Below are 22,281 nucleotides of genomic sequence, written 5' to 3'. Positions count from 1 at the left end.
GCTGTTCGTCGAGTGCCTCGATCGCCTGCGCTTCACGCTGGTGCCGGCGTCGCTGCGGGCGCAGGCGCAGTCGGGCCTGCCGATGACGGACGAGGCGCGGCTGCGGGCGCAGGCGGTGCTGTCGCGGTTCGCCGGCTTCCGCACGATGACGAACCTGCTAGGCGCCGCCGCGCACGGTCGCGACCCCGAGGTCGCCGCGCGCGCCCGCGAGGCCCTCCACCGCATGGTGATGAACGCCGAGCCGAGCCTGCGCCGGGCGATGACGACGGGCGAGCTGCGCCGCGGCGACACCGAGCTGTGGGCCTACATGCTGTGGGGCGCCCTGCTCGCGCTCGGCGACCGCCTGGCGCTCGACGACCGCTACACGCAGGCCGAGGCGCTCGCGGTGTACCTCGAATTCATGCGCCGCGCGCTCGCGGTGAAGCCGCCGCGAAGCCGGATGCTGTCGGGGCGGCGCGCATTTCGATCAATCCACGCAGGAGAGAATCATGAGTATCAAATGCGGCTCCACGAATCCACCCACCGCCGCTCGAGGCCGGCGCGCGATCCGTGTCCAGGGATCCCAGGGACCCTGAAGCCACAGGCCGGCGGTTCTACGGCCGCGCTCGTGTCGGTGCGACCGCGCCCCGAGAGCGCGGAGACATCCTGGCGGCGCGGGGCGAAAATGAACTCCTGCGGACACTTGTCCCTGCCACAGGACGCGTGCTATGGCCTCAAAGCCATGTTTTCTGCAAGGCCATCCTCGTTGTTGGGCGACCGAGCGATGTTCACGCGCACGGTCCAGGGCCGCGACGAGGAGCTCACGACGCCGCAGATCCTCGCCGAGGCGCTCGAGTCCGCGAGGAAGAAGCTCAGCGTCGAGGTCACGATCAGGGGCTCGACGATCAAGCTCCATTGAGCTGCGCGGAGCACGTGATGACGCTTCACCGATCATTCCGCAGTCGTGGCGAGAGCTTCGCGCTCGTGGCTGCGCACGCGGTCGGGGCGGGTGCGCCACGCATCGCGGTCCGCGGCCCGCGAGCGGCGGCTCTGCTCGCGCCGCTGTTCGCCGACGCGATCGACGCGCGGGCGCTGCGTCTCATCGCCGCGGAGCTCACGTCCGTCGCGTCGCCGCTCCAGGACCGCGAGGTGCTCGCGCGGCTGGTCGCGGCAATCGACTCCGGACGGCTCGTCCCGGTCCGGGTCGAACCTCTCCGGAAATGGGGGGTGTATCAATCGGGGCAGCGTGCGGATCGATCGGAGACGGCTGACGACCGTCCGCTGGAGCCGCGCGTGGACGCGACCCACTGGATCGAGATCCGGCTCGTCGACGACGATGACGCGGGGATCTCCGGTCAGCGCTATCTCATCATCGACCCCGACGGGCGCCCTCATCGCGGATACACCGACTCGCTTGGTTCGGCGCGGATCACCCGTCTGTCTCCCGGAACCTGCCGGGTGTCGTTTCCGGACCTCGACGGCAGCGTCTGCGAATTGGCGACGACGCCAGGATGAGCGCTCACGGATGCCCACGCACAAGATCAAGCCAGGAGAGTGCATCAGTTCCCTCGCGGAGCGCACGTGGCTCCCCGTCGATACGATCTGGAACGACCCGGGCAACGACGCTCTGCGCGAAGCCGGGCGGGATCCGAATGTCCTCGCGCCCGGTGACGAGGTGTCGCTGCCCCAGCCGGGGCCGCGCACCTTCGAGGTCGGGACCGATGGGGCTCACTGCTTTCGCGCGAAGCGACCCCGGGCGCTGTTCCGGCTCCGACTGCAGCGGAACGGCGAGCCCCTGGACGGGGAGCCCTACGTGCTCCTGGCGGGCGGCCAGGAGCTCGAGGGCACGGCGGACGGCGAGGGACGCCTCGTGGTGCCGATCCCGGCCGACGTGACGACGGCGACGCTGGTGCTCCCCGATCGCGGCGAGAAGTACGAGTTCATGGTGGGGCACCTGGAACCCGCGGACCACTGGCGAGGCGCCGCGCAGCGCCTGCGGAGCCTCGGCCTCTACCACGCCGAGGCCTCGACGCCGGACGAGGGCCTCGAGCGGGCGCTGCGTCGCTTCCAGGCGCTGCGCCGGCTCGAGGTGACGGGCGCGCTCGACGAGCCGACGGTCGCCGCCCTGCAGGAGGCTCACGGGTGTTGATGCGAGCTCACGAAGAGAAGGACCAGCGCGGTCCGACCTCGAGCGTGTTGAACGTGTCGCGCTCGCTGGCCGAGCGCGCCGCGGCGAAGGTCCCGATGAGAGCCTGGGCTCCTCGGGGGCTGAGGCCTTCGGGTCCTCGCTCGGCTCTGGGTCTTGCGGCTCCGGCGGGCGCATCGCGGCCCATATTTTCCGGTTTTTACGATCGACGCAAGCGACGAAACTTCCGCAAGTCGGGTGCTGCCGGGCAGTCCGGTCCCGCCGAGACTCGACTGGCGCTCGATGTCCCGCCGGGGCTCGCCATCATCGTGGACGGTGAGCCCAGGGGAAACGCGCCGCGGACCGTGTTCGACGAGCACGGCACGGTGGTGCAGACGCTGACCACCGGCGGCTCCGGGCAGGCGGCGTTCAGGGTCCGGCTCGGGAAGTACAAGGTCGAACTGGGAGGGCGCAAGAAGACCCTCGACATCCGGCTCCCGGCGACGGACGTGACGATCTGACGGTCGGTCCGATCGCTGCCGCGCAGCCCGGGGCGCCGGCGGTCTACCGCGAATCCATGCGCCGCGCGACCGCGCCGGGACGCGGCCGCGCGGCGAGGTTCACGTGCCCGAGAAGCCGCCGCGATCCTTGCGGATGCCGCCGCCCTCCTTGCCGGTGTTGAGGGTGCTGACGTCGAGGTCCTCGAGGTCCTGGCCGACCGTGATGTCCATGTCGCGCCGGACCGCCCCGAGGTCCTCGCGCCTTCCGGTGCCGCGGCTCATCCCGCCGGCGCCCTGGAGCTCGCGCTTCTCGACGCGGAGGTTGTTCTGCACGTCGCGCACGCCGGACACGTCCTCGATCAGATCCTCGACCAGCCGCTTGATGTAGCGGTCGTCGACGCTGCCGGTGACGACGACGTCGCCCTTGTCGACCCTGACCTCGATGTCACTGGCGTCGATGTGCGGGCTGTAGGTCAGCGCCTCGTTGATGTCCTCGACGATCCGCGTGTCCGGGCGGACGTAGCCTTTGGGGCCGCGGCCGGTGTGGCGACCGCGACGGCCCAGCGGACGCCCGCGCACGCCGGTCGGCAGCGCGGACTGGTAGTACGATTCGGGGTTCGGCGGCCACGGCATCTGGCGGCCCATGAACTGCCACGGCCACACCTGCGGCGAGGGGATGAAGTTCAGCGGGTAGGGGCCGCGCGTGCGCTCGCGCCGGCCCCGACCGCCGCCCTGCATGCGCTCCTGGGCCTGCTGCCGATGACGCTGTTGACCTTGCTGCCGCCGGTCCTCGCGGGCCTGCAGGCGGGCGTCCCGGCGGCTGCGGCGGTCATCCTGGTTCAGCCGGCAGGCCGCCTCCGTGTCGCCGAACCACGCGCGCACGCGGTCGATCGCGCGGACCAACATGCCGCGTGCTTCCCCGAGGTCTGCCCGGCCCTCGCGCCGGTGGCGGCGGCCGCGGTTGTGGTGTTTTTTGCTGTGCATGGTTCGTTCCTCCGCGGTCGGCAGGATGGGGCGCGCCCCCGGACGAGCCACGATCTTTCGCCCGTCGCGGCGCGCTCCGGGTCACGCCTGCGCCTGAGGCTCCTCGCGCGACTCCAGGTGCGGAGCGGCCGCAGCGGGCCGAGGCGTGGCGCGTCCTGGCGCTCGCCGGCGGCGGACGGCGGTGATATGGCCCGAGGGACATGTGATGGTAAAGTGATATGTTTTTTAAGACATGTCGACACGGACATGTTTGAAGGAGCGATGGACCACGCTCTGGCGATGACTCGTGAGATGGTCTAAAGGACATTTGATTTCGAGCATGCGTGAAACAGATGAGACGTGGCGGCCGCGGCGCCTTCCCGGGTGCGGGCTGCGCCGAGCGCCGGCGGACGCGAGCGGGCCGCGAGCGGCGCCGTTCGGTGATGCGTGCTGGTGGAGGGCGCCGATGAAAGCCGGTCGCCTCACTGGCGGCGGGGCGGCCGCCGGTCCGTAGAAAGCGGCGGCGGCGGGGGCGCCGTGCGCCCTGCGGCTTTCTTTGGTGGTTACGCCTCTGATAGAGAAGAGGTGGCCGTCTCGTCCACGCCCTCGGCGGTCGCGGGCCGGCTCCTCGCATTCGCATGACCATGACCGAGCATGTCGAGACGCAGCAGTGCGCCCAGCGGAGCCCTCTCGTCGCTGCGAGATCGCGGCGCGCGGGGCTCCTGGAGCGGATGTTGGGGGCGAGCGGGCCGCCGCGGTTCGCCGGCGAATTCGAGGGAATTGGCGCTGTGGGGAGTGCAAACGTCCGCGGGCGATCGACTCGGGCGGGCCTCGAGCGATCGGCCTGCTAACCTCGCCAACTTCGCGCACAGCCACAAGAAGGTCGCATTGGTCAGTCTCGTCATGGACCGGATCCCTCGGATGTCTTCCCCTCCTGCGGTCGCCCTGGACCCGCCGGAGCCGCGGCCGCGCGCACGGGCGCCCCGCGGGCTGATGGCGCTGGTGTGGGCCTCGTGGGAGGCGCTGGGGGCCAGTCGCGCTCGCTTCTACCTGTTCGTGGCGCTGTTCGTCGGGGCCAACGCGGCCGAGCTGCTGGTGCCGTGGGCCATCGGGTACACCGTCGGCGTGTTCGTCGAGCACGGGTTCACGCGCGTCGCCTACGAGAGCGCGCTGCTCGGCATCGGCGCGTACCTCGGGCTGCGCTTCGCCAACATCGTGCTGCACCACCTCGGGCGCTATGTGCAGAGCGGCGTGGCCTACCACGCGCGCATGCACACGCTCGGCCGGGTGTTCCGCGCGCTGCTCGGCTACGAGCTGCACTGGCACGTCGAGCGCCACACCGGCGAGAACCTGGCCAAGCTCAATCGCTCGGCGCTGGCGGTCAGCAACGTGGTCGGGCAGTACTCGTGGCAGGTGCTCGAGGGCACGGTCAAGGTCGTGCTGGCCAGCGCGGCCTTGCTGGCGCTCGACTGGGTGGTGGCGGCCAACGTGGTCGTCATGAGCGCCGCCACCGTCGCGGCGATGATGTACTTCAACCGCCGCCTGGTCGAACACATCCGCCGCACCAACCAGTTCGACAACAAGATCGGCCGGGTGTGCGTCGATTACCTCGCCAACATGGTGACGGTGAAGACGCTCAGCCTCGAGAGGAACGCCGAGTCCGAGCTCGCCGGTCACCGCGAGGAGGGCAGCGCCAACGTCCGCCGGGTGTCTCGCTTCAGCGAGCTGAAGTGGGCCGCGGTGAGCTGCGGCTACGCGCTGGTGATGGCGACGTCGCTGCTGTGGTACTTCCACGGCGCCGGGGTCCGCAGCGCCGCGCTCGACGTGGCGCAGGTGTATGTGCTGATCAGCTACCTCGACAAGATCTTCGGGGCGATCAGCTCGTTCTCGGCCTACTACGGCAACATCGTCGAGGCCTGCACGGCCTACGAGGACGCCAGCGAGCTGCTCGCCGGCTCTCCGGCGCCGCGCCCGAGCCGGCCGCAGCAGCGGTCGCAATGGCGCGAGGTGGCGGTGCGGCGGCTGGCGTTCTCCTACTCGGGCGACGAGCGCGGGCTCCGCTGCGAGGCGCTGACGCTGCGCAAGGGCGAGAAGATCGCGCTCGTGGGCCCGAGCGGCGGCGGCAAGTCGACGCTCCTCAAGCTGCTGGCGGGGATGATCCGTCCGGCCGCCGGCGAGGTGGTGTGCGACGGGCGGACGACGGCGATCGAGGCGCTGACGCGGCGTGCGCTGCTCATCCCGCAGGAGCCGCAGATCTTCTCCGACACGCTGCGCTACAACGTGACGCTCGACGAGGCGCTGCCGCCCGGGGCGCTCGAGCGGGCGGTCGCGCTGGCGCGGCTGGAGCCGATCATCGCCAAGCTGCCCGCGGGCTGGGACACGCACCTGGCCCAGAGCGGCCTCAATCTGTCGGGCGGCGAGCGCCAGCGGATCGCGCTGGCCCGCGGGCTGCTGCGCGCCGGGGCCCGCGACCTGGTGCTGCTCGACGAGCCGACGGCGGCCCTCGATCCGCGGACCGAACGCGAGGTGCTGGGGTCGATCTTCGGCGCGCTGCCGGAGGTGACGGTGATCGCCAGCTGCCACCGCTGGAGCTTGTTGTCGCTGTTCGATCGCATCATCTACGTCGAGGACGGCGAGGTGCGCGAGCTGTCGCCCTCCGAGCTGCCCGGCGCCGAGCTGCCGATGATCCGCGAACCCGCGGCGCCACGGCGGCGCCGGCGTGACACCGGGTCGGCGAGCCACGCGGCCGCGGTCGAGCTGGCGTGAGGGCCGCGGGTCCCGATTGACGGGGCCGCGCGGGGGCGCTGTCATGGTGGCGGGCGATGACTCCGTCGACGGCGTGCATCAAGGCGATCCGGATCTGCGTGCTCGCGGCGGCGCGCTTCGGCCTCGCTCCGGACGAGCTCGGGCGGCGGCTCGAGTTCGATCCGGCGATCCTCGCCGACCCGCACGTCCGCGTGCCGCACCCGCTGTTCCTGCGCGCGTGGGAGCAGGTGCCCGCGCTGTGCGGCGACCCGGCGTTCGGCCTCGCGGCGGCGGAGCTGCTGCGCGACGCGCCGTTCGACGTGGTCGACTACGTGTGCGCGCAGGGGCCGACGCTGCGCCACGCGATCGAGCGGATGCTGCGCTATCAACGGCTGCACCACGACGACGCCGAGCTGGTGCTGGCGACGAGCGGCGGTGAGGCGAGGTTGATGCTGCGGCTGCGCGGGACGGCCTGCGCGCCGCGGCACTTCGCGGAGTACGTGGTGGCGACGTGGATGTTGCGGGCGCGGGCGCTGGTCGGCCCGGCGATGACGCTGCGGCGCGTGGCGTTCCAGCACGGGTCGCCGGCCGACATCGAGCCGCACCGGCGGCTGTTCGCGGCGCCGCTGGGCTTTCATGAGGTCGCGAGCGGGATGGCGTTCCGCGCCGAGCTGCTCGACGCGCCGGTCCGCGGCGGCGATCCGTCGCTGGGGGCGTTGCTCGAGCGCCACGCGGACGACCTGCTGGCGCGCCTGCCCGCGCGCGACGATCTGATTCACCGCGTGAAGACCCACGTGGTGCGGGCGCTGCCCGGCGAGCTGCCTGCCCTCGAGGCGACGGCGAAGGCGCTGGCGACCAGCACGCGCACGCTGCAACGCGCGCTGCAGGCGGAGGGGACGACGTATCAGACGCTGGTCGACGAGGTGCGCCGCGATCTGTCGCTCGGGTACCTGCGCGAGGCGCAGCGGACGGTGTCGGAGATCGCGTTCTTGGTGGGGTTCACGGAGGTGGCGGCGTTCACCCGGGCGTTTCGCCGGTGGACCGGCGAGGTGCCGTCGGCGTGGCGGCAGCGCGCGGGGCAGTGAATTGCGCGGATGAAGAGGTCGTCGGGCGCGGCCTGTCCCTTCGGACATGCGACGACATCGATACGAAGCAGGGCCGCCGGGTTCATGGGCCGGATCTGTCCGGCGCCCACCACCACCAGTGCGCGTGCGGGACGCCGGCATCGCGCTCCTCGTCGCGCAGGTAGCCCTCGCGGGTCGCCTGCTCGCGCAATGTCTCGTCGAGCCCGTCGAGGTCCTCCTCCAGCCGGGCGAGGTCGAGCTCCGCGCCCGCCAGCTCGACGAAGAAGGCCAGCGCGGAACGACGGCGGCACGGCCCCACCCACCCCTCGGCGTCGAGCAGCGCCGACGAGGACACTCGCGCAGCGAACATCTGCAGCTCGAACGGCCCCTCGTCGGCGAAGTGCCGCCACAGCGGCGCGAGTCGAGCGAACGCCTCGCCCCGCAGCGCCGGATCGCCCGACCACGCGAGACCCAGCGCGTAGACGTCGCGCAGCAGATCCGCGACGAACCGGCGCCGATGATCGTGGCGGATCGGCGTGCGTGCGATGGCCTGCAGGTTCGCCAGGATTCGCTCGATGCAGGCCGTGAGATCGGTCGTCGCGCTCATGCTCGGGCTCCGCGTTCAGGTTGCCATGATGCCCGCTGCACAGCGATTTGTTCGCCTGGTGCGCGTCGGGGCTCGCTCCCATGGTCCATCGCCTCGCGCGCGCGGCCGTGCCGGCGTACTCGCATGAACACTCACCCGCGCGGGCGATTGGCCGCGCGGAAGAAGTCGAGGAAGCAGCGCAGCTTGGCCGGCATGTGGGCGCGGTTCGGGTAGTAGAAGAAGAAGCCGGGGAACTCGGCGCTGTGGCTCTGCAGCACGCGGACGAGCTGCTTGTCGGCCAGGGGCGCGCGGACCAGGCCGGCGAACACCTGCGCCAGCCCCAGCCCGGCCACCGCGGCGTCGACGATCGCCAGCATGTCGTTGAGGACCACGCGGCCGTCGACGTCGAGCTCGACCTCGTCTTCGCCGTCGCCGAGCCACCAGCGCTGCATGCGTCCGCTGGTGACGAAGCGCAGGCGGATGCAGTCGTGCTCGAGCAGGTCGTGCGGGGCGGTCGGGCGCGGGTGGTGGGCGAAGTACTCCGGGGCGCCGACGATGACCATGCGCTGCGGGCCGCCGAGCGGGGCGGTGATCATGTCGCGCGGGATGGCCTCGCCGAGGCGCACGCCGACGTCGTAGCCCTCGCCGACGACCTCGCTGAGGCCGTCGCTGAGGCCGAACTCGAGGCGGATGTGCGGGTATTCGCGGGCGAAGCGGGCCAGGTGCGGGGCGATGAACAGGGCGTAGGTGACCCGCGACAGCGCGACGCGCAGGAGGCCGCGCGGGTCCTCGCCCTCGCCCTCGAGCGACTCGCACGCGTCGGCGAGCTGGGCGAGGGCAGGGCCGACGCCGGCGAGGAAGCGGGCGCCGGCGTCCGTCGGACCGACGCTGCGGGTGGTGCGGCGCAGGAGCAGCACCCCGAGGTGGCGCTCCAGCTTGCGTACGGTCTGCGACAGCGCCGAGGTCGAGACGCCGAGCTCGTCCGCGGCGCGCGTGAAGCTGCAGTGGCGGGCGACGCACTCGAAGGCGGCGATCGCCGGCAGGTCGGCCGGGCGGATTGTGAAGCGAGACTTCATGCTTCTGGAATGATAATCCCATTTTTCTTCACGCGGGGGCGCGCCATATTCGTCTCGTCAGCGGCCAACGAAGCGACGCACGGGGCGGACGCAGGCCGCGCAAAGGAGCAGGATCATGGCGAAAGTTTGGTTCATCACGGGGGCTTCGCGGGGACTCGGGCAGGTGATCGCGGAGGCGGCGCTGGCGGCCGGCGACGTGGTGGTGGCGGCGGTGCGCGACCCGGAGCGGGCGGCCGCGGCGGTGCCGGAGCACCCGCGGCGGATGTTCGTGCGGCTCGACGTGCGCGACGAGGCGCAGGCGCAGGCGGCGGCCATGGCGGCGGTCGAGCGCTTCGGGCGGATCGACGTGCTGGTCAACAACGCCGGCTACGGGCTGCTGGGGGCGATCGAGGAGGGCGCGGCGGACGAGGTCGAGGCGCTGTTCCAGACCAACGTGTTCGGACTGCTGGCGGTGACGCGCGCGGTGCTGCCATACATGCGACGCCAGGGTTCGGGGCACGTGCTCAACATCTCCTCGCTCGGCGGCTACGCGTCGAGCTCGGGCTGGGGCCTGTACTGCGCGACCAAGTTCGCGGTCGAGGGGATCACGGAGGCGCTGGCGCAGGAGCTCGCGCCGCTCGGGATCCACGCGACGGTGATCGAGCCGGGCTTCTTCCGCACCGAGTTCCTGGCCGGCGGCTCGCTCGGCCGGGTGCGGCGGGAGATCGGCGACTACGCGGCGACGGTCGGCGCGGTCCGGGAGTTCGCGAATGGCCACGACGGCGCGCAGCCCGGCGACCCGAAGCAGCTGGCGCAGGTGATCTTGCAGGTGGTCGCGGCGGCGCGTCCTCCCGTGCGCGTGCCGGTCGGCGCCGACGCGTTCGCCCGCGTGGAGGCCAAGCACGCGGCCGTCGAGGCCGAGCTGGCGCAGTGGCGCGAGGTCGCGGCGGTGCGCGGCTTCGCGGGGTGACGATGGATCGACGCGCGGCGAAGCTCGGCGCCGCAGCGGGTGCGGTGCCGCCGGGGCACCTCGGCTTCGACTTCCACCGCGTCAGGCCCGCGGGTTGACGCCCGCCGTCGCCGCGTGATCCTTGCACGGCAGGCCGCTCGATGCCCGCGTCGCGACGTGGCGCTCCCATCGCTGCCGCGCTGTCACGAGGCCCATCGCCGGCGCGCCGCCGGGCCGCGCGCGGGCATGAGCGCGTGTAATTCGATGGAGCGAGACATGGCGGCCGTGCTATCGCGGACGCCATGCGGAAGTCGTCCATACTCGCGCTGCTCCTCGTCGGGTGTGTCGGCTGCTCGGCGAGCAAGAAGCCGGACTCGCCGCCGCCTGACGCCGCCGGCGAGCCGTGCGGAGACACGACATGCAAGGCGCCTGAACAGTGCATCGATGTGCACGGGAGGCAGCCCGGGCCCCCGATGAAGGAGTGCTGGATCCCCTGCGCCGTTCACCCGTGCCCCGTCGGCATGGTGTGCGACAAGATCTACGACGGCCCGGGCGAGGTGTGCGTCGAGCCCCCCGGATGATCCGCCGACCCGGTGCGCAACACCTGGACACCACAGCCCGGGGATCCAGCGAACAGGGGTCAGTGTATCCACACCGAGCCGTAACCTTCGACGTACTCGACCAATTCACGCCCGCCCGGACGTTCCAATGCGCGAGATATCAACAGTTCATAGGTGCCTTGATTCACGACGAGACGACCGATTTTCCGCAGAGACTCGTTTCTCAAGAGGAATGGCGCTCGTCGCTGGCGCCTGGCGCCGCGGCGTCTGATTCGTGAGCGAGCAGGCGCCCCCGGCCAGGACCAGCGAGAGCACGCGTTCTGGGTCGAGATCGAGCGCAAGGGCGTCGGCGACGAGGTCCACTGGAAGCTGTACTTCGAAGCCCTCGAGCCCTCGCCCCGGCGAGCCCGCCACGTGATCGACCTCCACGACCGGCCGGAGGCCATCCCCTGGGACGTGATGCTCGCCGGCCATGGCGAGCTGCGCGAGGGGTCGCTACGGGCTGCCGGGGGCGAACGAGGAGGGGGCGGCGGAAGAGGTTGAGGCGCTGTTCCAGATCAACGTGATCGGGCTGCACGCCGCAGAGAGCTCGAGGAGTCTCGCGCGCGCCGGCCTCTGCGTGTCGGGGGTGAGGCTCACCGTCCGACGCGCTCGCGGAGCTCGCGGGCCCATGTCTCGAGGTCGGCTGCGACGGTGGCGGCCGGCAGTGATTGCATCTGCGCGGCGAGCAGCTCGCGGCCGCGTCGCAGGCGGCTGCGCACTGTCCCTTCGGGCAGGTCGAGCACCGCGCCGATCTCCGCCGCCGTCAGCGACTCCCAGTAGAACAGTTCGAGCGCGATCTGCAGGTCGAGCGGCAGCGCCTGCAACGCACGGTAGAGGAGCTGGAGGTGCTGGCGGCGGTCGACGATGTCGCTGGGCGAGGTCCGCAGGTCGGCGACCGAGACGGTGCCGGCGTCGATCGGGCTCCGGTACTCGTCGCGGAAGCGGCGCAGCAGCAGCTTCCTGGCGATGCCGAACAGGTAGGCGCGCACGCCGGCCTCGGGCGCCTCGGTGCGCTCGAGCAGGGCGAGGAAGGTGCGCTGGACCAGGTCCTCGACGCCGGTCTGGACCTTGCTGAAGAAGAATCGCGTCACGCCGTCGACGTGCCGCGCGAAGAGCGTCCGGCCGGCCTTTGCGTCGCCGCCGCGCCAGGCGGAGAGGAGCACCTCGTCGCTTTCCACCGGGCGACGGTATCGCGGCGCGGGGGCGCCCGAAGAAAAATCGAGAGGGTCCGTGATCGCCGGGACGGGATCGGGAACGTCGTGCTCGAGGTGACCTTCGTGCACACGCGTGCGACCCTGATCCCCGTGCCCCCCACCGTCCGCCTGACCGCCGCGCCCGGCCCGCTGGCGCCGATCGACCAGGTGCGCCGCCAGGTCGCGGCCGTGCTGTTCGGCGACGCGGCGCCGGCCCTCGTGATCGGGCGGTTCCAGGTCCAGCGCTTGCTCGGCTCCGGCGGCATGGGAGTGGTTTACGCGGCGACCGACCCGCAGCTCGGGCGGACCGTCGCGCTGAAGCTGATCCAGCCGACGACGGCCGGCGCGCACGCGACCGAGCGTCTGCTGCGCGAGGCGCAGGCGATGGCGCGGCTGCAGCACCCCAACGTGGTGGCGGTCCACGAGGCCGGGGTGAACGGCGGGCAGGTCTATCTGGCGATGGAGTATGTCGACGGCGGCACGCTCGACGTCTGGCTGCGCGCCCGGCCGCGCGGCTGGCAGGAGGTCCTCGGCGTGCTCGCGCAGGCCGGGGACGGCCTCGCCGCCGCCCACGCCGCCGGCCTGGTCCACCGCGACTTCAAGCCCGCCAACGTGCTGATGAGCGGCGCCCGGGCCCGGATCTCCGACTTCGGGCTCGCGCGCAGCAGCGCCGTCGCCGAGGAGCTCGAGCGCACCGCCAGCGACGGCGCCCTGCTGCTCGACCAGCCGCTGACGCGCACGGACGTGCTGCTCGGGACGCCGGCCTACATGGCGCCGGAGCAGTTCCGCGGCGAAGCGGCGACCCCGGCCAGCGACCAGTTCTCGTTCGCCGTCGTGGTCTACGAGGCGCTCGCCGGTCACCGGCCGTTCCGCGGTGAGACGATCGGCGCGCTGCTGGCGGCGATCGAGCGCGGCGCGATCCACCCGATGAAGCGCGGCGTGCCGGCGCGGGTGCTCGCGGTGCTGCGGCGCGCCCTCGCGGTCGACCCGGCGCGCCGCTGGCCCGATATGTCGGCGCTGCTGGTCGCCCTGCGCGGCGTGCGGGCGACCCCGCGAAGGGCGATGGTGGCGGCGGTCACGGGGGCGAGCGCGCTGCTCGGCCTCGGCTTGCTGCTCTCCGAGCCCGACCGGCCGCCCCCGACGCTCCTCCCGCTGCCCGTCGACTGCGGCGAGGCCGAGCCGCTGCGGGGGGTGTGGGACGCCGGGCGTCGCGGACAGGTCGCTGCGGCCATGTCCGCCGAGACAGGTCTCGCGCTCGCGCCGATCGACGCCTACGCCGCCGAGTGGCGGATCGCCCAGCGCGAGTATTGCCAGTCGCCGGAGCCGAACGTCTGGACCGCGACCTGCCTCGCCGATCGCCGGACGGCGCTGTCCGACTTCGCGCAGGCTGTCGTCGAGGCGCCGAGCTTCGGCGGCCTCGTCGGCCTGGCCGCCAGCGAGCTGCTGCCCGCGCTGGCCGACTGCGCGGCGCCGGTGAACTACCGCGCGCTGGTCAGCGAGGCGCCGCCCGAGGTGCGGGCCCAGGCGTGGCACCTGCGCCTCGTCAACGCCGGCGCGTTCGTCCCGCGCCCGGCGACCCGCGAGACGGGCTTCCCGCCCGACGCCGAGCTCGCCCGCCGGTTCGTGACGACGGTGCCGAGCGCCCAGGACCCGCGCGCCGCCCACGAGGCGTGGTTCTCGCTGCTCGTCGCCGGCCTGCACGGGCCGTTGCTGCCCGCGCGCGACTCGCTGGTCGACGCCGTCGCGCTGGGCCGCCGCGCCGCCGCGACCGGCCACGCCGACATCGCCGCGCGCGCGTGGGTCCTCGCCGCCGAACTGCTCGAGGCCGGTCCGCACACCGACGACGTGCGCGAGGAGGCGTGGGTCGGCGCCGCCACGGCCCTCGCCGCGCTGCCGGAGGCGCATCCGCTGCGCGTGCGCCTGCGCCGCGACCTGGCGTACATCGAGCTGGCCCACGCGCGCCACGCCGTGCCCGCAGGGGTGTGCGCGCATGGGGGAGCCGACGTGTGTCGCCCGCTGGCGACGGCGATCGCCGACCTCGCGGCCGTCGCCGCCGATCCGTCGGCGACGGCCGGCGACACGGAGCTGCTGGCGCGGGCCCACGACCACGCCGGCGACTCTGGAGCCGCGGCGGCGGTCCGCGCCGGGACCGCGCCGCTGTGCCTCGCGGAGCACGACCTCGGGTTCCTCGACTTCCCGGCGCTGAACACCCGGTGATGTCGGCCGGTCGCGGGGACTGGCGCTGCATGCAGAGAGCCATGACCGGCGCGGTGCCCTTCTCCGACGCAGGTCTCCGCGCCGAGGCGTGACACGGCGAGCGCCGGTATCGCGTCGACCATGCGCCTCCGCGCCGACGCGTGACGCCTGCGGACAATTCGTTGGCGCGCCGCGACAAGGCGCGTGCTCGCGGCGGGTTGCACGATGGGACCACGGAGAGCGAACCATGTCGTTTCTGATCCCGACCCACGAGCAGGCCCGCGCCGGCCTGCGCGCCATGAAGACCGTACTCACCGCCGCGGGGGAGCTCGCGCCGATCCGCCGCGAGGCGCTGCTGGCGATCCAGCGCCACCTGCTGCGCACCGATCTCGACCTCGACGCGCTCGGGCCGATCACGCCGGCGGAGCTGGCGGCGGCGATCGAGGAGCCGGCGCTGCGGACCCAACTGATCGGCGGCATGGTGACGCTGACGCTGACCAGCGAGGTCGTCGACGAGGCCGAGCAGGCGGCGATCGAGCGCTTCGCGGCGGCGCTGGCGGTGGAGTCGACCACGCTGGCGCAGCTGCGCAACTTCCAGACCGAGCGGCTGATGGCGCTGCGCTTCGACGTGATCCGCCGCAGCCTCGCCGGGCCGGCGTTGAAGCAGCTCTACGAGGACCGGGGCTTCCTCGGCGTGGTCAAGAACTTCGGCAGCTTCGCCGGGCTGTGGGAGAACACGGCGCTGGCCGAGCGCTACCGCGGGCTGGCGAATTACCCCGAGGGCACGCTGGGCAAGGAGCTGTGGCGCTTCTACGGCGCCAACGAATTCAAGTTCCCGGGCGAGAAGCACGGCCCGCCGGAGGGGCTGTTGACGCACGATCTGTCGCACATCCTCGGCGGCTACGGCACCGACTTCGCGAGCGAGGGGCTCGTGCTCGCGTTCCAGGCCGGATACAAGCGCCAGGACCCGTTCAGCGTGCTGGTGTTCCTGCTGCTCAACGGCCAGCACGGCCTGCGCTTGACGGCCTTCGCCGATCCGGTCCACGGCTTCTACAACGACAAGCCGGGCGCGATCGACGAGGTGGTGCGAGCGTTCGCCCGCGGGGCGCGGATGACGGTCGACCTGACCGACCACTGGGACTTCTGGGCGGTGATGGACCGCCCGGTCGCCGCGCTGCGCCGCGAGTACGGGATCGAGCCGTGGGCGGCGTGACGCCGGCTCGCGCGCGCCGCTATACTGCAGCGCGACGATGGCGAGCGACGAGGAGCTGCTGACGGCCTGGCGCGCGGGCGACCGCGCGGCCGGCGACTCGCTGCTCGCGCGCCACTTCGACGCGGTGTGCCGCTTCTTCTACTACAAGGTCGGCGAGGAGGCGGCGGCCGACCTGATCCAGCAGACGTTCCTGGCGATGTGCGAGGGCAAGCAGCGGTTCCGCGGCGAGTCGGCGTTCCGCACCTACGTGCTCGGCACGGCCCGCCTGGTGCTGCTGACCCACCTCCGCCGCAAGCGCCGCGACGCCGACCACCTCGACCCGATCGAGCACAGCCTGGCCGGCTTCGGCCCGTCGCCGACCAGCGCGCTGGCGCACCGCCGCGAGGAGGCGATCCTGCTGCAGGCGCTGCGCGAGCTGCCGATCGACCTGCAGATCGCGTTCGAGCTCTACCACCTCGAGGGCGCGACCGCCGGCGAGCTGGCCCGCATGTACGGGCTGTCCGAACCGGGCATGTACGGCCGCCTGCGCAAGGCCCGGCTGCTGGTCGTGGCCGCCTGCGAGCGCCTGGCCGAGACGCCGGCCCTGCGCGCGTCCACCGTCGACCGCCTCGACGACTGGGTCCGCGAGCTGTCGGCCCGCGGGATGCCTCGCGGGACAGGTCCGTAAGGACATGTCGAAATGGGCATGGCGATTCGGGCATGCTCTTTACGACATGTCGAATGGGACATGATTGTCACGCGGCCGCCGACGAGGCGTGGTCGGACGGTCCTGCGCTCGTGAGCGCCGCCGTCAGCAGTCCTCGGCCAGCGGGTCGTTGGTGTCGCAGATCTTGATCCCGCCGGGCTTGCCGGGGAGGGGCTTGTCGCTCGGCCTGGCGGCGGGGCGCGCGACCGGCCGCGGGCGCGCGGGCGCGGTGGGCTCGGGGGCAGCCGCGACGGGGACCTGACGGTCGGCGAGGAGCTTCTCGAGGGTCACGCGGTCGCTCGCGGTCGTGTGCTCCATCTGCTCGAGCTCCCGGCGGAGGTCCCGGATCGCCTGGTGAGCGTCGCGCACGCTGGTGTCCTCCGCCTGCGGGAGCAACACGGGCGCGGGCGCGGTCGCGGTGGTGCTCTTGAGGAGGACGGCGAGGCCGAGGCCGACCAGGCCGAGAGCGCCGGCGGTCCACAAACCGACGCGCCCGGAGGAAGGCGCGACGGTGCGGGCGTCGAGCTCGGCCTGCACGCGCTGCAGGTGCGCGGCCTGGCTGGCCCGCAGGCGGCCCTCGATCTCGGCGGCGCGCAGCCGCTCCTCGTGGCGGCGCTGCTCCTCGACGCGCCGCGCCTGCTCTGCCGCCTCGGCGGCGGTGCGGGCGCGGGCCTCGGCCTCGGCCCGGGCTGCCTGCTCTGCGGCCTCGCGGGCGGCCTGCTCCGCGGCCTCGCGGGCGGCGACCGCGGCCTGCTCGCGCCGCTGGCGCTCGCGCTCCATGTCGACGAGCGCGCGGATGGCGATGAGACCGGATGGTTCGTGCGTGGTGGTGGGCATGGTCTTGAGTCCTCGAGCTATGGGTGTCGGGACCCGGCCGAACCATCACGGCGTTGTTGGGCGCGCAGGCGCGCGGCTCGCTCGGCCTTGTCGGGCCGTGGTGACGCGGTTGAGCGCCACTCGTCTCGCACCGCGAGTCGTCATGACCTCGTCGGGGCGCGGGCGCGAGGTGGCGAGCACACGGATGCGACCCGACGCGTACGCCTCCTGGTCGCGGACCGGGTACTGGCGCAGGGCTCATCCGGCCGCCGCCTCGGCGGTGCGTGAACATGACCTGAAAGACAGGCGACCATCGGGGCGAGCGCGGGTCGTTGCCGGCGACGTGCGCGTCGCAACGGCGCGTGAAGCTGTCCTAAAGGACAGAGGCTCGGTCCGCTGGCGAGGCCCCGCCGCGGGTCATTCCGGGCGACGTGCACGTCGCCGGCGTGCTCCGAGCGCGAACAGCAGCAGCAGCGCCGCGTCGGCGGGGGCGTGGCGCCCGGTCTGCGCGCAGGTGCAGCCGGCGTCGCCGCCCTCGGCCGGGCCGCCGTCGCTGTCGCTGCCCGGATCGCTCGCGGCGTCGGTCGTCCCCGACGGGCCCGCGTCCGTCGTCGGCTGCTCGCCGCCGGGGCCGGCGCTCGTGGTGCCGTCGCCGGTCGTGGGTGTGTCGCCGGTCGTGGATCCGTCACCGGTGGTGTCCGACTCGCCGCCGGTGGTGTCGTCGGGGGGCGGGTCCGGAGGGGCGGGCGCGTGCACGAGGGCGAGGTAGGCCCGGGTCGCGCCGCCCTTGCCGGCGTCCCAGGCGATGAGGTCGTGCGAACCACTGGCGTCGATGTCGGCGAGGAAGTAGCGGTTGTCCGCGGACTCGCTCGGGCCGGCGTTGACCATCATCGGGTGCGCGTTGAAGCCGTCGGGCTGGCCGAGGTACAGCTGCGGGTGCCCCTGGCGGAAGCTGTGGCGCCAGAACAGCTTGTCGGCGTGACCGTCGGCGTCGACGTCGGCGTGGAAGAAGCGCGAGGCGGCGACGCCGCTGGTCCCGCCGGTGTGCTCGACGAGGAAGGTGAAGCTGCCGTCGCCGACGCCGGCGTAGACCCGCGTGCGCCCCTCGACCGCCTCGGGGTCCCAGACGATCTTGTCGGCGAGGCCGTCGCCGTTCACGTCCGCGAGCTCCATGCGCGCGTCGGTGTTGGTGCTGGTACCGGCGTCGTCGTTGACGAACTCGGGGTCGAAGGTGCCGTCGCAGCGCGACAGCGCGACCCGGGTCTGGCCGCCGGGAGCACCCGGGTCCCAGGCCATGCGATCGGCGCAGGCGTCGGCGTCGAGCCGCGCGAAGTACAGCCGCGCGCCGGCGCCCGGGACGGCGTCGCCGCTGGCCTGCGGGGCGCCGAAGCTGCCGTCGCAGGCGGCGCGGCCGACCCGGAGGGCGCCGCCGTCGATGTCGGGGCTGCGATCGATGCGGTCGGCGCAGCCGTCCCCGTCGACGTCGGCGAACCACAGCCCGTCGTCGACGCCGGCGCCGACGACAGGGTCGCCGAACTGGCCCGCTCCGTCGCTGGGATAGACGCGCAGGAGGGCGTCGCCGCCGGAGTCCCAGACGAGCTTGTCGGCCGCGCGGTCGCCGGTGACGTCGGCGAAGGCGAGCGAGGCCCCGGGCGCGTCGCCGCGGTCGTCGATCAGCGGGTCGGGGCTGAAGGGCGCGGTCCGGATCGTCGCCAGCACGGCGAAATGGTCGGACGGGGTGATGCCGTCGATCTTCCGCCGGTCGACGCTCTGGTGATAGGTGGTGGCGTCGGCGATCCTGGTGAAGATGTAGTCGAGGCGCGAATAGTTGGTGCTCGCCGCCTTCCACGCGCTGTTGAAGGTGGCGGTGTCCTCGGTGGTCGCGCCGGAGTGGCGGGCCGAGCGAGCGAGCCGGTAGCCGGGCTGCGGGGCCTCGAGCAGCTCGACGATGTCGTCGTCGCCCGCGGCGCCGGGGTTCTGCGCGTCGGAGTTGAGGTCGCCCATCAGGACCACGCCGAGCCCCTCCGACTGGGCGCCGATCAGCGCGTGCAGGGCGTCCGCGGCGAGGTTGCGCGCCTCGTAGCAGTCCTTCCCGTGGGCGACGTGCGCGTTGACGATCAGGTAGCCGCGCCCGGACACGAGGTCGCGCAGCTTGATCCACGCCGCGGTCCGACCCTTGGCGTTGGGAAAGCAGGCGTGGTTCTCGGCGTAAGGGTTGGGGATGCCGATGTTGCCCTCGCCGTCCTCGGGCGGCGCGATCAGCCGCTCGAAGCGAGCGCGGCGGAAGAAGATCGTCTTCGGGCTGCCGCCCGGCGGCTGGAACCGATCGTAGGCGGCGTCGAAGGCGGCGACGAGGTCGTCCTGAATGACCTTGCTGCTCGACTCCTGGACGCCGAAGATGTCGGGGTCGTTGTCGGCGATCACCTCGACGACGCCGGGGCTGCGGTTCTCCCACGTGTACTTGCCGGTGTCGGCGTCGTTGACCTGCCGGACGTTGTAGGTCATCACGCGAAACGGCTCGTGCAGCGGCTCGCCCGCGGATGCCGTCGACGCCGCGCCGGCGAGGAGCAGGACCACGCAAGGGCTCATGGAACGGCGCTCTCTCGGCATCCCTGGACCTTAGGCCGACGAGCCGGCGGAGGGAACAGGGAACGAGCAGGAGGCCCGCAGACGAAGACCCGAGCGGCGCGAGGAGTCGCGCGGCCCGGGTCTGGAAGCACGCGCCGCGCCGCACCGTCGCGACGTTGAGGGAGGGATGCACGAGCGGCCGATCGAGTTCCAGCGCCTGTTCGCGGAGGTCCGGGGGCGGCTGCTGGGCGAGTCGCGGACGGCCCTGCGCCTGGGTCGCTGCGTGGTGGGCGAGCGTATCGGGGCCGGCGGCATGGCGGATGGTCTCCGTGAGCGCTCCCTTCGCCGGCTCCGGCTCAGCATTCAAGGGATCGGGTCGACACCCTCGACTCCGCCCGCGATGCCGCGATGGCGATTCCCCTCCCATTCTAAAAAATGGGAATGCGAGGTGTCCGCGGATGAGGGGGACGCGGAGGCGAATCGTGGCAAAAGGGCGCGTCGCCGATGCGGGGGTCGTCTGCGAGGGTCGGGATACGCTCGGCGCCGTCACTCGCCGGCGCCGAGCGCATCGAGGCGAGCCTGCGTCTGCCGCGTGTCGGGGTGCGAGTCGCCGAGCGTGTGTCGGCGGATCTCGAGCGCGCGCGTCAGCAGCGAGCGCGCCGCGGCCAGCTCGCCGGCGTCGGCGCGCAGGCTGGCGAGGTGACCGACGACGGTGGCGACGCCGTGATGATCGGGCCCGAGGGTCGTCTCGGCGAGCGCGAGGGCCCGCTCGAGCTCGGTCGACGCCGCCGCACGATCGCCGCGGCGCGCGTGGACCAGCCCGAGGGCGGTGCGCAGGCGGACCTCGATCGGGTCGCCGGCATTGCGCCCGAGCGCGTTGAGGGCCAGCGCGCTCCAGCGCAGCGCCTCGTGGGTGCGGCCCTGGCCGTAGCCGATGGCCACGACGAGCTCGGTCCGCGCGCGCACCAGCGCCGACAAGTTGTTGCCGCGCTCGGCCGCCAGCGCGGCCGCGAACAGCGTCGCCTCGGCTGCCGCATAGTCGCGCGCGTGCGACTGCAACGAGCCGAGCAGCACCAGCGCCTCGGCGGTCGTGAAGTCGTGGCCGAGCAGCTCGGACTGGGTCGCCGCCTCGCGGGCGCGGGGCAGTGCGCGCGCGACCTCGCCGGCCTTGAGCAGGGCGGCGATCTCGTCGAGGCGGCCGCCGAGCGCCTGCACCTGCACGGCCACGGCGGGGTCGCTCGGTGCAATTTGCAGCGCCAGCTCGGGCCGCTCGCGGCAGGTCGCCAGAGGCCGCAGCCGGACCGCCGCCTTGACCGCGTTGCCGAGCACGCCCTCGGCGTCCTCGGTGAACGCCACGACCAGCGCGCGCAGCTCGCCGAGGCTGCGGTCGAGGCAGGCGAGCTCGAGGTGCGCCTGCTCCCTGGGACCTGTCCCTTCGGCGTCGTTGGCGGCGCGACAGGCGGCCTCGCGGGCAAGCGCCCACTCCTCGGCGTAGGTGTCGAGCCGGGCCGCCACCTGCGACCACGCCTCGACCGCCTCGGGCTTGCCGGTGGCCAGAAACGCCTGGCGCACCGCCGCCCGCCGGCCCTCGCCCCAGACTTCGGCCGCCTCCAAACCTGCTCCTGCGCACAGGTCTTCCTGGACATGTTCCGTGCGCCAGGACCATCCGACCAGCCCGGCCGCCAGCGCCGCGCCGACTGCCCACAGCGCGGCCCCGCGGCGCCGGCTCGCCCGCTCGAGCGCCGCCAGCAGGGCCGCCATGTCGGGCCAGCGGCGGGCTGGCTCGACCTGCAGGCCGCGCAGGAGGATCCGCCGCAGCGCCGCCGGCACCCGCGCGCCCTCCGGCGGCGGCGCGATCGTCCCGGCCAGCGCACGGCTGCGCAGCTCCTCCGCGGTCGCGCCGACGAACGGCCGCTGGCCGTGCAGCGCCTCCCACAGCGCGACGCAGAAGCTGAACTGATCGGAGCGGGCGTCGACCGCGGTGCCGCGGTGCTGCTCGGGCGACATGTAGGGCCGCGAGCCGACCAGCGCGCCCGTCGCGGTCGAGCTGCCCGCCAGAACCTGTCCCGGCGACAATGTCCCACGGGACAGAGAGGAAGCGACCGCCTCGGCCGCCGCGTGCGCCAGGCCGAAGTCGGCCACGCGGGCGCGGCCGTCGTCGCCGACGAGCACGTTGTCCGGCTTGAAGTCGCGGTGGATGAGCCCGGCCTGGTGGGCCGCCCGCAGCCCGCGGCCGGCCTGGATGAACACCTCGACCACCTCGCGCCAGCGCCGAGGCCCCTCGCCGAGCCACTGCGTCAGCGTGGTCCCGGCCACGAGCTCCATGACGATGAAAACCTGCTCGCCGTAGGTCCCTGCCTCATAGACCGTGACCGCGTGTGGGCTGGAGATCTGGGCCATCGCCTGCGCCTCGCGCAGCAGGCGCTCGCGGCCCGCGCTGCCGACCCCGACGCGGTCGGGCCGGACCAGCTTGATCGCCACCTTGCGCCCGAGCTCCGGGTCGAGGCCGGCATAGACCACGCCCATCCCGCCGGCTCCGATCCGCTCGCCCACGAGGTAGCGGCCGAGTCGCAGCGCTGGTGCCGGCTCGCCGAGGAGCCGCCCGCGGACCTCCGCGAACAGGCGCTGGAACTCGAGCGGTCGTTCGCCCACCCGAGCATCAACGCCGTGATGTTCGGCCCGGTCTGAGCGACGCCGCCCTTCCTGACCCACGCCGGGGTGGCGGCGCAGACGACCGTTCCCGCGGCCTGCTCGCTGCTGGCCCGCGCGCTCGAGATCCGCCGCCGCACGCTCGGGGCGTCGGATCCGGACACGGCGCGGACGCAGGCCCGCCTGGAGGCGCTCGGCTCGGGGCCGTGAGCCGTCGGGACGGCGGTGAGGCGATGGATACGCGTCGGCTCCCGAAGTGAAGGCAGTGACCGACCTGGTCCGGGGCCAGCCGAACGACTGCGAGCAATCGGCGCCAGCCGCGGTGCGCTCGGCGAGCGGCTACCCATTCCTCTACACGCCCAGGAATTGGGACACGAGCTTGCCGCGTGCGGA

General features: G+C 73.0%; 19 protein-coding genes. 12 read left to right on the top strand and 7 right to left on the bottom strand.

The features are described from left to right. Positions 1-223: 223 nt before the first annotated feature. From K7C98_RS15690 to K7C98_RS15675, 4 genes are read left to right on the top strand one after another with little or no spacing between them, the layout of a single operon-like run. Positions 224-898: a hypothetical protein gene (locus tag K7C98_RS15690; RefSeq protein ID WP_224192476.1), complete on the top strand. Its 675-nt coding sequence runs from the start codon at positions 224-226 to the stop codon at positions 896-898. A 17-nt stretch (positions 899-915) separates the two neighbouring features. Further along, positions 916-1,494, top strand: coding sequence for a hypothetical protein (locus K7C98_RS15685; protein WP_224192475.1), 579 nt, complete (start codon positions 916-918; stop codon positions 1,492-1,494). Positions 1,495-1,504: 10 nt separating this feature from the next. Next, the gene (locus K7C98_RS15680) at positions 1,505-2,128 is read left to right on the top strand and encodes a peptidoglycan-binding domain-containing protein (protein WP_224192474.1); all 624 of its coding nucleotides are present in this window, start codon (positions 1,505-1,507) and stop codon (positions 2,126-2,128) included. Then, positions 2,122-2,625: a hypothetical protein gene (locus K7C98_RS15675; protein ID WP_224192473.1), complete on the top strand. Its 504-nt coding sequence runs from the start codon at positions 2,122-2,124 to the stop codon at positions 2,623-2,625. The genes K7C98_RS15680 and K7C98_RS15675 overlap by 7 nt, the downstream gene beginning before the upstream one ends. A gap of 99 nt (positions 2,626-2,724) precedes the next feature. On the opposite strand, the gene K7C98_RS15670 is transcribed toward K7C98_RS15675, so the two are convergent. Continuing rightward, positions 2,725-3,588 carry a BON domain-containing protein gene (locus K7C98_RS15670; protein WP_224192472.1) on the bottom strand — a complete coding sequence of 288 codons (864 nt, stop codon included), beginning with the start codon at positions 3,586-3,588 and terminating at the stop codon, positions 2,725-2,727. Between the two features lie 900 nt (positions 3,589-4,488). Between K7C98_RS15670 and K7C98_RS15665 the strand changes: the two genes are divergently transcribed. Continuing rightward, positions 4,489-6,333: an ABC transporter ATP-binding protein gene (locus K7C98_RS15665; RefSeq protein ID WP_224192471.1), complete on the top strand. Its 1,845-nt coding sequence runs from the start codon at positions 4,489-4,491 to the stop codon at positions 6,331-6,333. Positions 6,334-6,389: 56 nt separating this feature from the next. Beyond that, positions 6,390-7,397 (top strand): AraC family transcriptional regulator, encoded by a 1,008-nt coding sequence (locus K7C98_RS15660; protein WP_224192470.1) that lies wholly within the window; start codon positions 6,390-6,392, stop codon positions 7,395-7,397. Between the two features lie 82 nt (positions 7,398-7,479). Here the strand turns inward: K7C98_RS15660 and K7C98_RS15655 are convergent, their stop codons facing one another. Continuing rightward, positions 7,480-7,983 carry a hypothetical protein gene (locus K7C98_RS15655; protein WP_224192469.1) on the bottom strand — a complete coding sequence of 168 codons (504 nt, stop codon included), beginning with the start codon at positions 7,981-7,983 and terminating at the stop codon, positions 7,480-7,482. Positions 7,984-8,114: 131 nt separating this feature from the next. Beyond that, entirely contained in the window at positions 8,115-9,038 is a 924-nt protein-coding gene (locus tag K7C98_RS15650) for a LysR family transcriptional regulator (protein ID WP_224192468.1), read from the bottom strand. A 115-nt stretch (positions 9,039-9,153) separates the two neighbouring features. Between K7C98_RS15650 and K7C98_RS15645 the strand changes: the two genes are divergently transcribed. Both K7C98_RS15645 and K7C98_RS15640 read left to right on the top strand, forming a co-directional pair. Continuing rightward, positions 9,154-9,987, top strand: a complete 834-nt coding sequence (locus tag K7C98_RS15645; protein ID WP_224192467.1) for an oxidoreductase — start codon at positions 9,154-9,156, stop codon at positions 9,985-9,987. A gap of 281 nt (positions 9,988-10,268) precedes the next feature. Next, positions 10,269-10,547, top strand: coding sequence for a hypothetical protein (locus K7C98_RS15640; RefSeq protein ID WP_224192466.1), 279 nt, complete (start codon positions 10,269-10,271; stop codon positions 10,545-10,547). A gap of 614 nt (positions 10,548-11,161) precedes the next feature. Here K7C98_RS15640 and K7C98_RS15635 read toward each other — a convergent pair. Continuing rightward, positions 11,162-11,746, bottom strand: coding sequence for an RNA polymerase sigma factor (locus K7C98_RS15635; protein WP_224192465.1), 585 nt, complete (start codon positions 11,744-11,746; stop codon positions 11,162-11,164). A gap of 99 nt (positions 11,747-11,845) precedes the next feature. Here K7C98_RS15635 and K7C98_RS15630 point away from each other — a divergent pair, with 99 nt between their 5' ends. The 3 genes from K7C98_RS15630 (at position 11,846) to K7C98_RS15620 (ending at position 15,837) form a co-directional block, all read left to right on the top strand. Then, complete coding sequence (locus K7C98_RS15630; RefSeq protein WP_224192464.1) at positions 11,846-13,978, top strand: serine/threonine-protein kinase; 2,133 nt, start codon at positions 11,846-11,848, stop codon at positions 13,976-13,978. A 226-nt stretch (positions 13,979-14,204) separates the two neighbouring features. After that, the gene (locus tag K7C98_RS15625; protein WP_224192463.1) at positions 14,205-15,170 is read left to right on the top strand and encodes a hypothetical protein; all 966 of its coding nucleotides are present in this window, start codon (positions 14,205-14,207) and stop codon (positions 15,168-15,170) included. A 37-nt stretch (positions 15,171-15,207) separates the two neighbouring features. Beyond that, on the top strand, positions 15,208-15,837 hold the full coding sequence (locus K7C98_RS15620; protein WP_224192462.1) for an RNA polymerase sigma factor: 630 nt from the start codon (positions 15,208-15,210) through the stop codon (positions 15,835-15,837). A 123-nt stretch (positions 15,838-15,960) separates the two neighbouring features. On the opposite strand, the gene K7C98_RS15615 is transcribed toward K7C98_RS15620, so the two are convergent. The 3 genes from K7C98_RS15615 to K7C98_RS15605 form a co-directional block, all read right to left on the bottom strand. Next, positions 15,961-16,692: a hypothetical protein gene (locus tag K7C98_RS15615; protein ID WP_224192461.1), complete on the bottom strand. Its 732-nt coding sequence runs from the start codon at positions 16,690-16,692 to the stop codon at positions 15,961-15,963. A 396-nt stretch (positions 16,693-17,088) separates the two neighbouring features. Continuing rightward, positions 17,089-19,248, bottom strand: coding sequence for an endonuclease/exonuclease/phosphatase family protein (locus tag K7C98_RS15610; RefSeq protein WP_224192460.1), 2,160 nt, complete (start codon positions 19,246-19,248; stop codon positions 17,089-17,091). Positions 19,249-19,785: 537 nt separating this feature from the next. Continuing rightward, the gene (locus tag K7C98_RS15605) at positions 19,786-21,891 is read right to left on the bottom strand and encodes a protein kinase domain-containing protein (RefSeq protein ID WP_224192459.1); all 2,106 of its coding nucleotides are present in this window, start codon (positions 21,889-21,891) and stop codon (positions 19,786-19,788) included. A 66-nt stretch (positions 21,892-21,957) separates the two neighbouring features. Here K7C98_RS15605 and K7C98_RS15600 point away from each other — a divergent pair, with 66 nt between their 5' ends. After that, entirely contained in the window at positions 21,958-22,098 is a 141-nt protein-coding gene (locus K7C98_RS15600; protein ID WP_224192458.1) for a hypothetical protein, read from the top strand. Positions 22,099-22,281 lie beyond the last annotated feature (183 nt).

This window comes from Nannocystis pusilla (assembly GCF_020073745.1).
Lineage (GTDB): Bacteria > Myxococcota_A > Polyangia > Nannocystales > Nannocystaceae > Nannocystis > Nannocystis radixulma.
This window is presented reverse-complemented; position numbering and strand designations above follow the sequence as displayed.

Excerpts from the sequence above, each read along its gene's own strand:
- K7C98_RS15690 (WP_224192476.1), top strand. The coding sequence starts at position 224 with ATGGTGATGAACGCCGAGCCGAGCCTGCGCCGGGCGATGACGACGGGC.
- K7C98_RS15685 (WP_224192475.1), top strand. The coding sequence starts at position 916 with ATGACGCTTCACCGATCATTCCGCAGTCGTGGCGAGAGCTTCGCGCTC.
- K7C98_RS15680 (WP_224192474.1), top strand. The coding sequence starts at position 1,505 with ATGCCCACGCACAAGATCAAGCCAGGAGAGTGCATCAGTTCCCTCGCG.
- K7C98_RS15670 (WP_224192472.1), bottom strand. The coding sequence starts at position 3,588 with ATGCACAGCAAAAAACACCACAACCGCGGCCGCCGCCACCGGCGCGAG.
- K7C98_RS15665 (WP_224192471.1), top strand. The coding sequence starts at position 4,489 with ATGTCTTCCCCTCCTGCGGTCGCCCTGGACCCGCCGGAGCCGCGGCCG.
- K7C98_RS15660 (WP_224192470.1), top strand. The coding sequence starts at position 6,390 with ATGACTCCGTCGACGGCGTGCATCAAGGCGATCCGGATCTGCGTGCTC.
- K7C98_RS15655 (WP_224192469.1), bottom strand. The coding sequence starts at position 7,983 with ATGAGCGCGACGACCGATCTCACGGCCTGCATCGAGCGAATCCTGGCG.
- K7C98_RS15650 (WP_224192468.1), bottom strand. The coding sequence starts at position 9,038 with ATGAAGTCTCGCTTCACAATCCGCCCGGCCGACCTGCCGGCGATCGCC.
- K7C98_RS15645 (WP_224192467.1), top strand. The coding sequence starts at position 9,154 with ATGGCGAAAGTTTGGTTCATCACGGGGGCTTCGCGGGGACTCGGGCAG.
- K7C98_RS15640 (WP_224192466.1), top strand. The coding sequence starts at position 10,269 with ATGCGGAAGTCGTCCATACTCGCGCTGCTCCTCGTCGGGTGTGTCGGC.
- K7C98_RS15625 (WP_224192463.1), top strand. The coding sequence starts at position 14,205 with ATGTCGTTTCTGATCCCGACCCACGAGCAGGCCCGCGCCGGCCTGCGC.
- K7C98_RS15620 (WP_224192462.1), top strand. The coding sequence starts at position 15,208 with ATGGCGAGCGACGAGGAGCTGCTGACGGCCTGGCGCGCGGGCGACCGC.
- K7C98_RS15615 (WP_224192461.1), bottom strand. The coding sequence starts at position 16,692 with ATGCCCACCACCACGCACGAACCATCCGGTCTCATCGCCATCCGCGCG.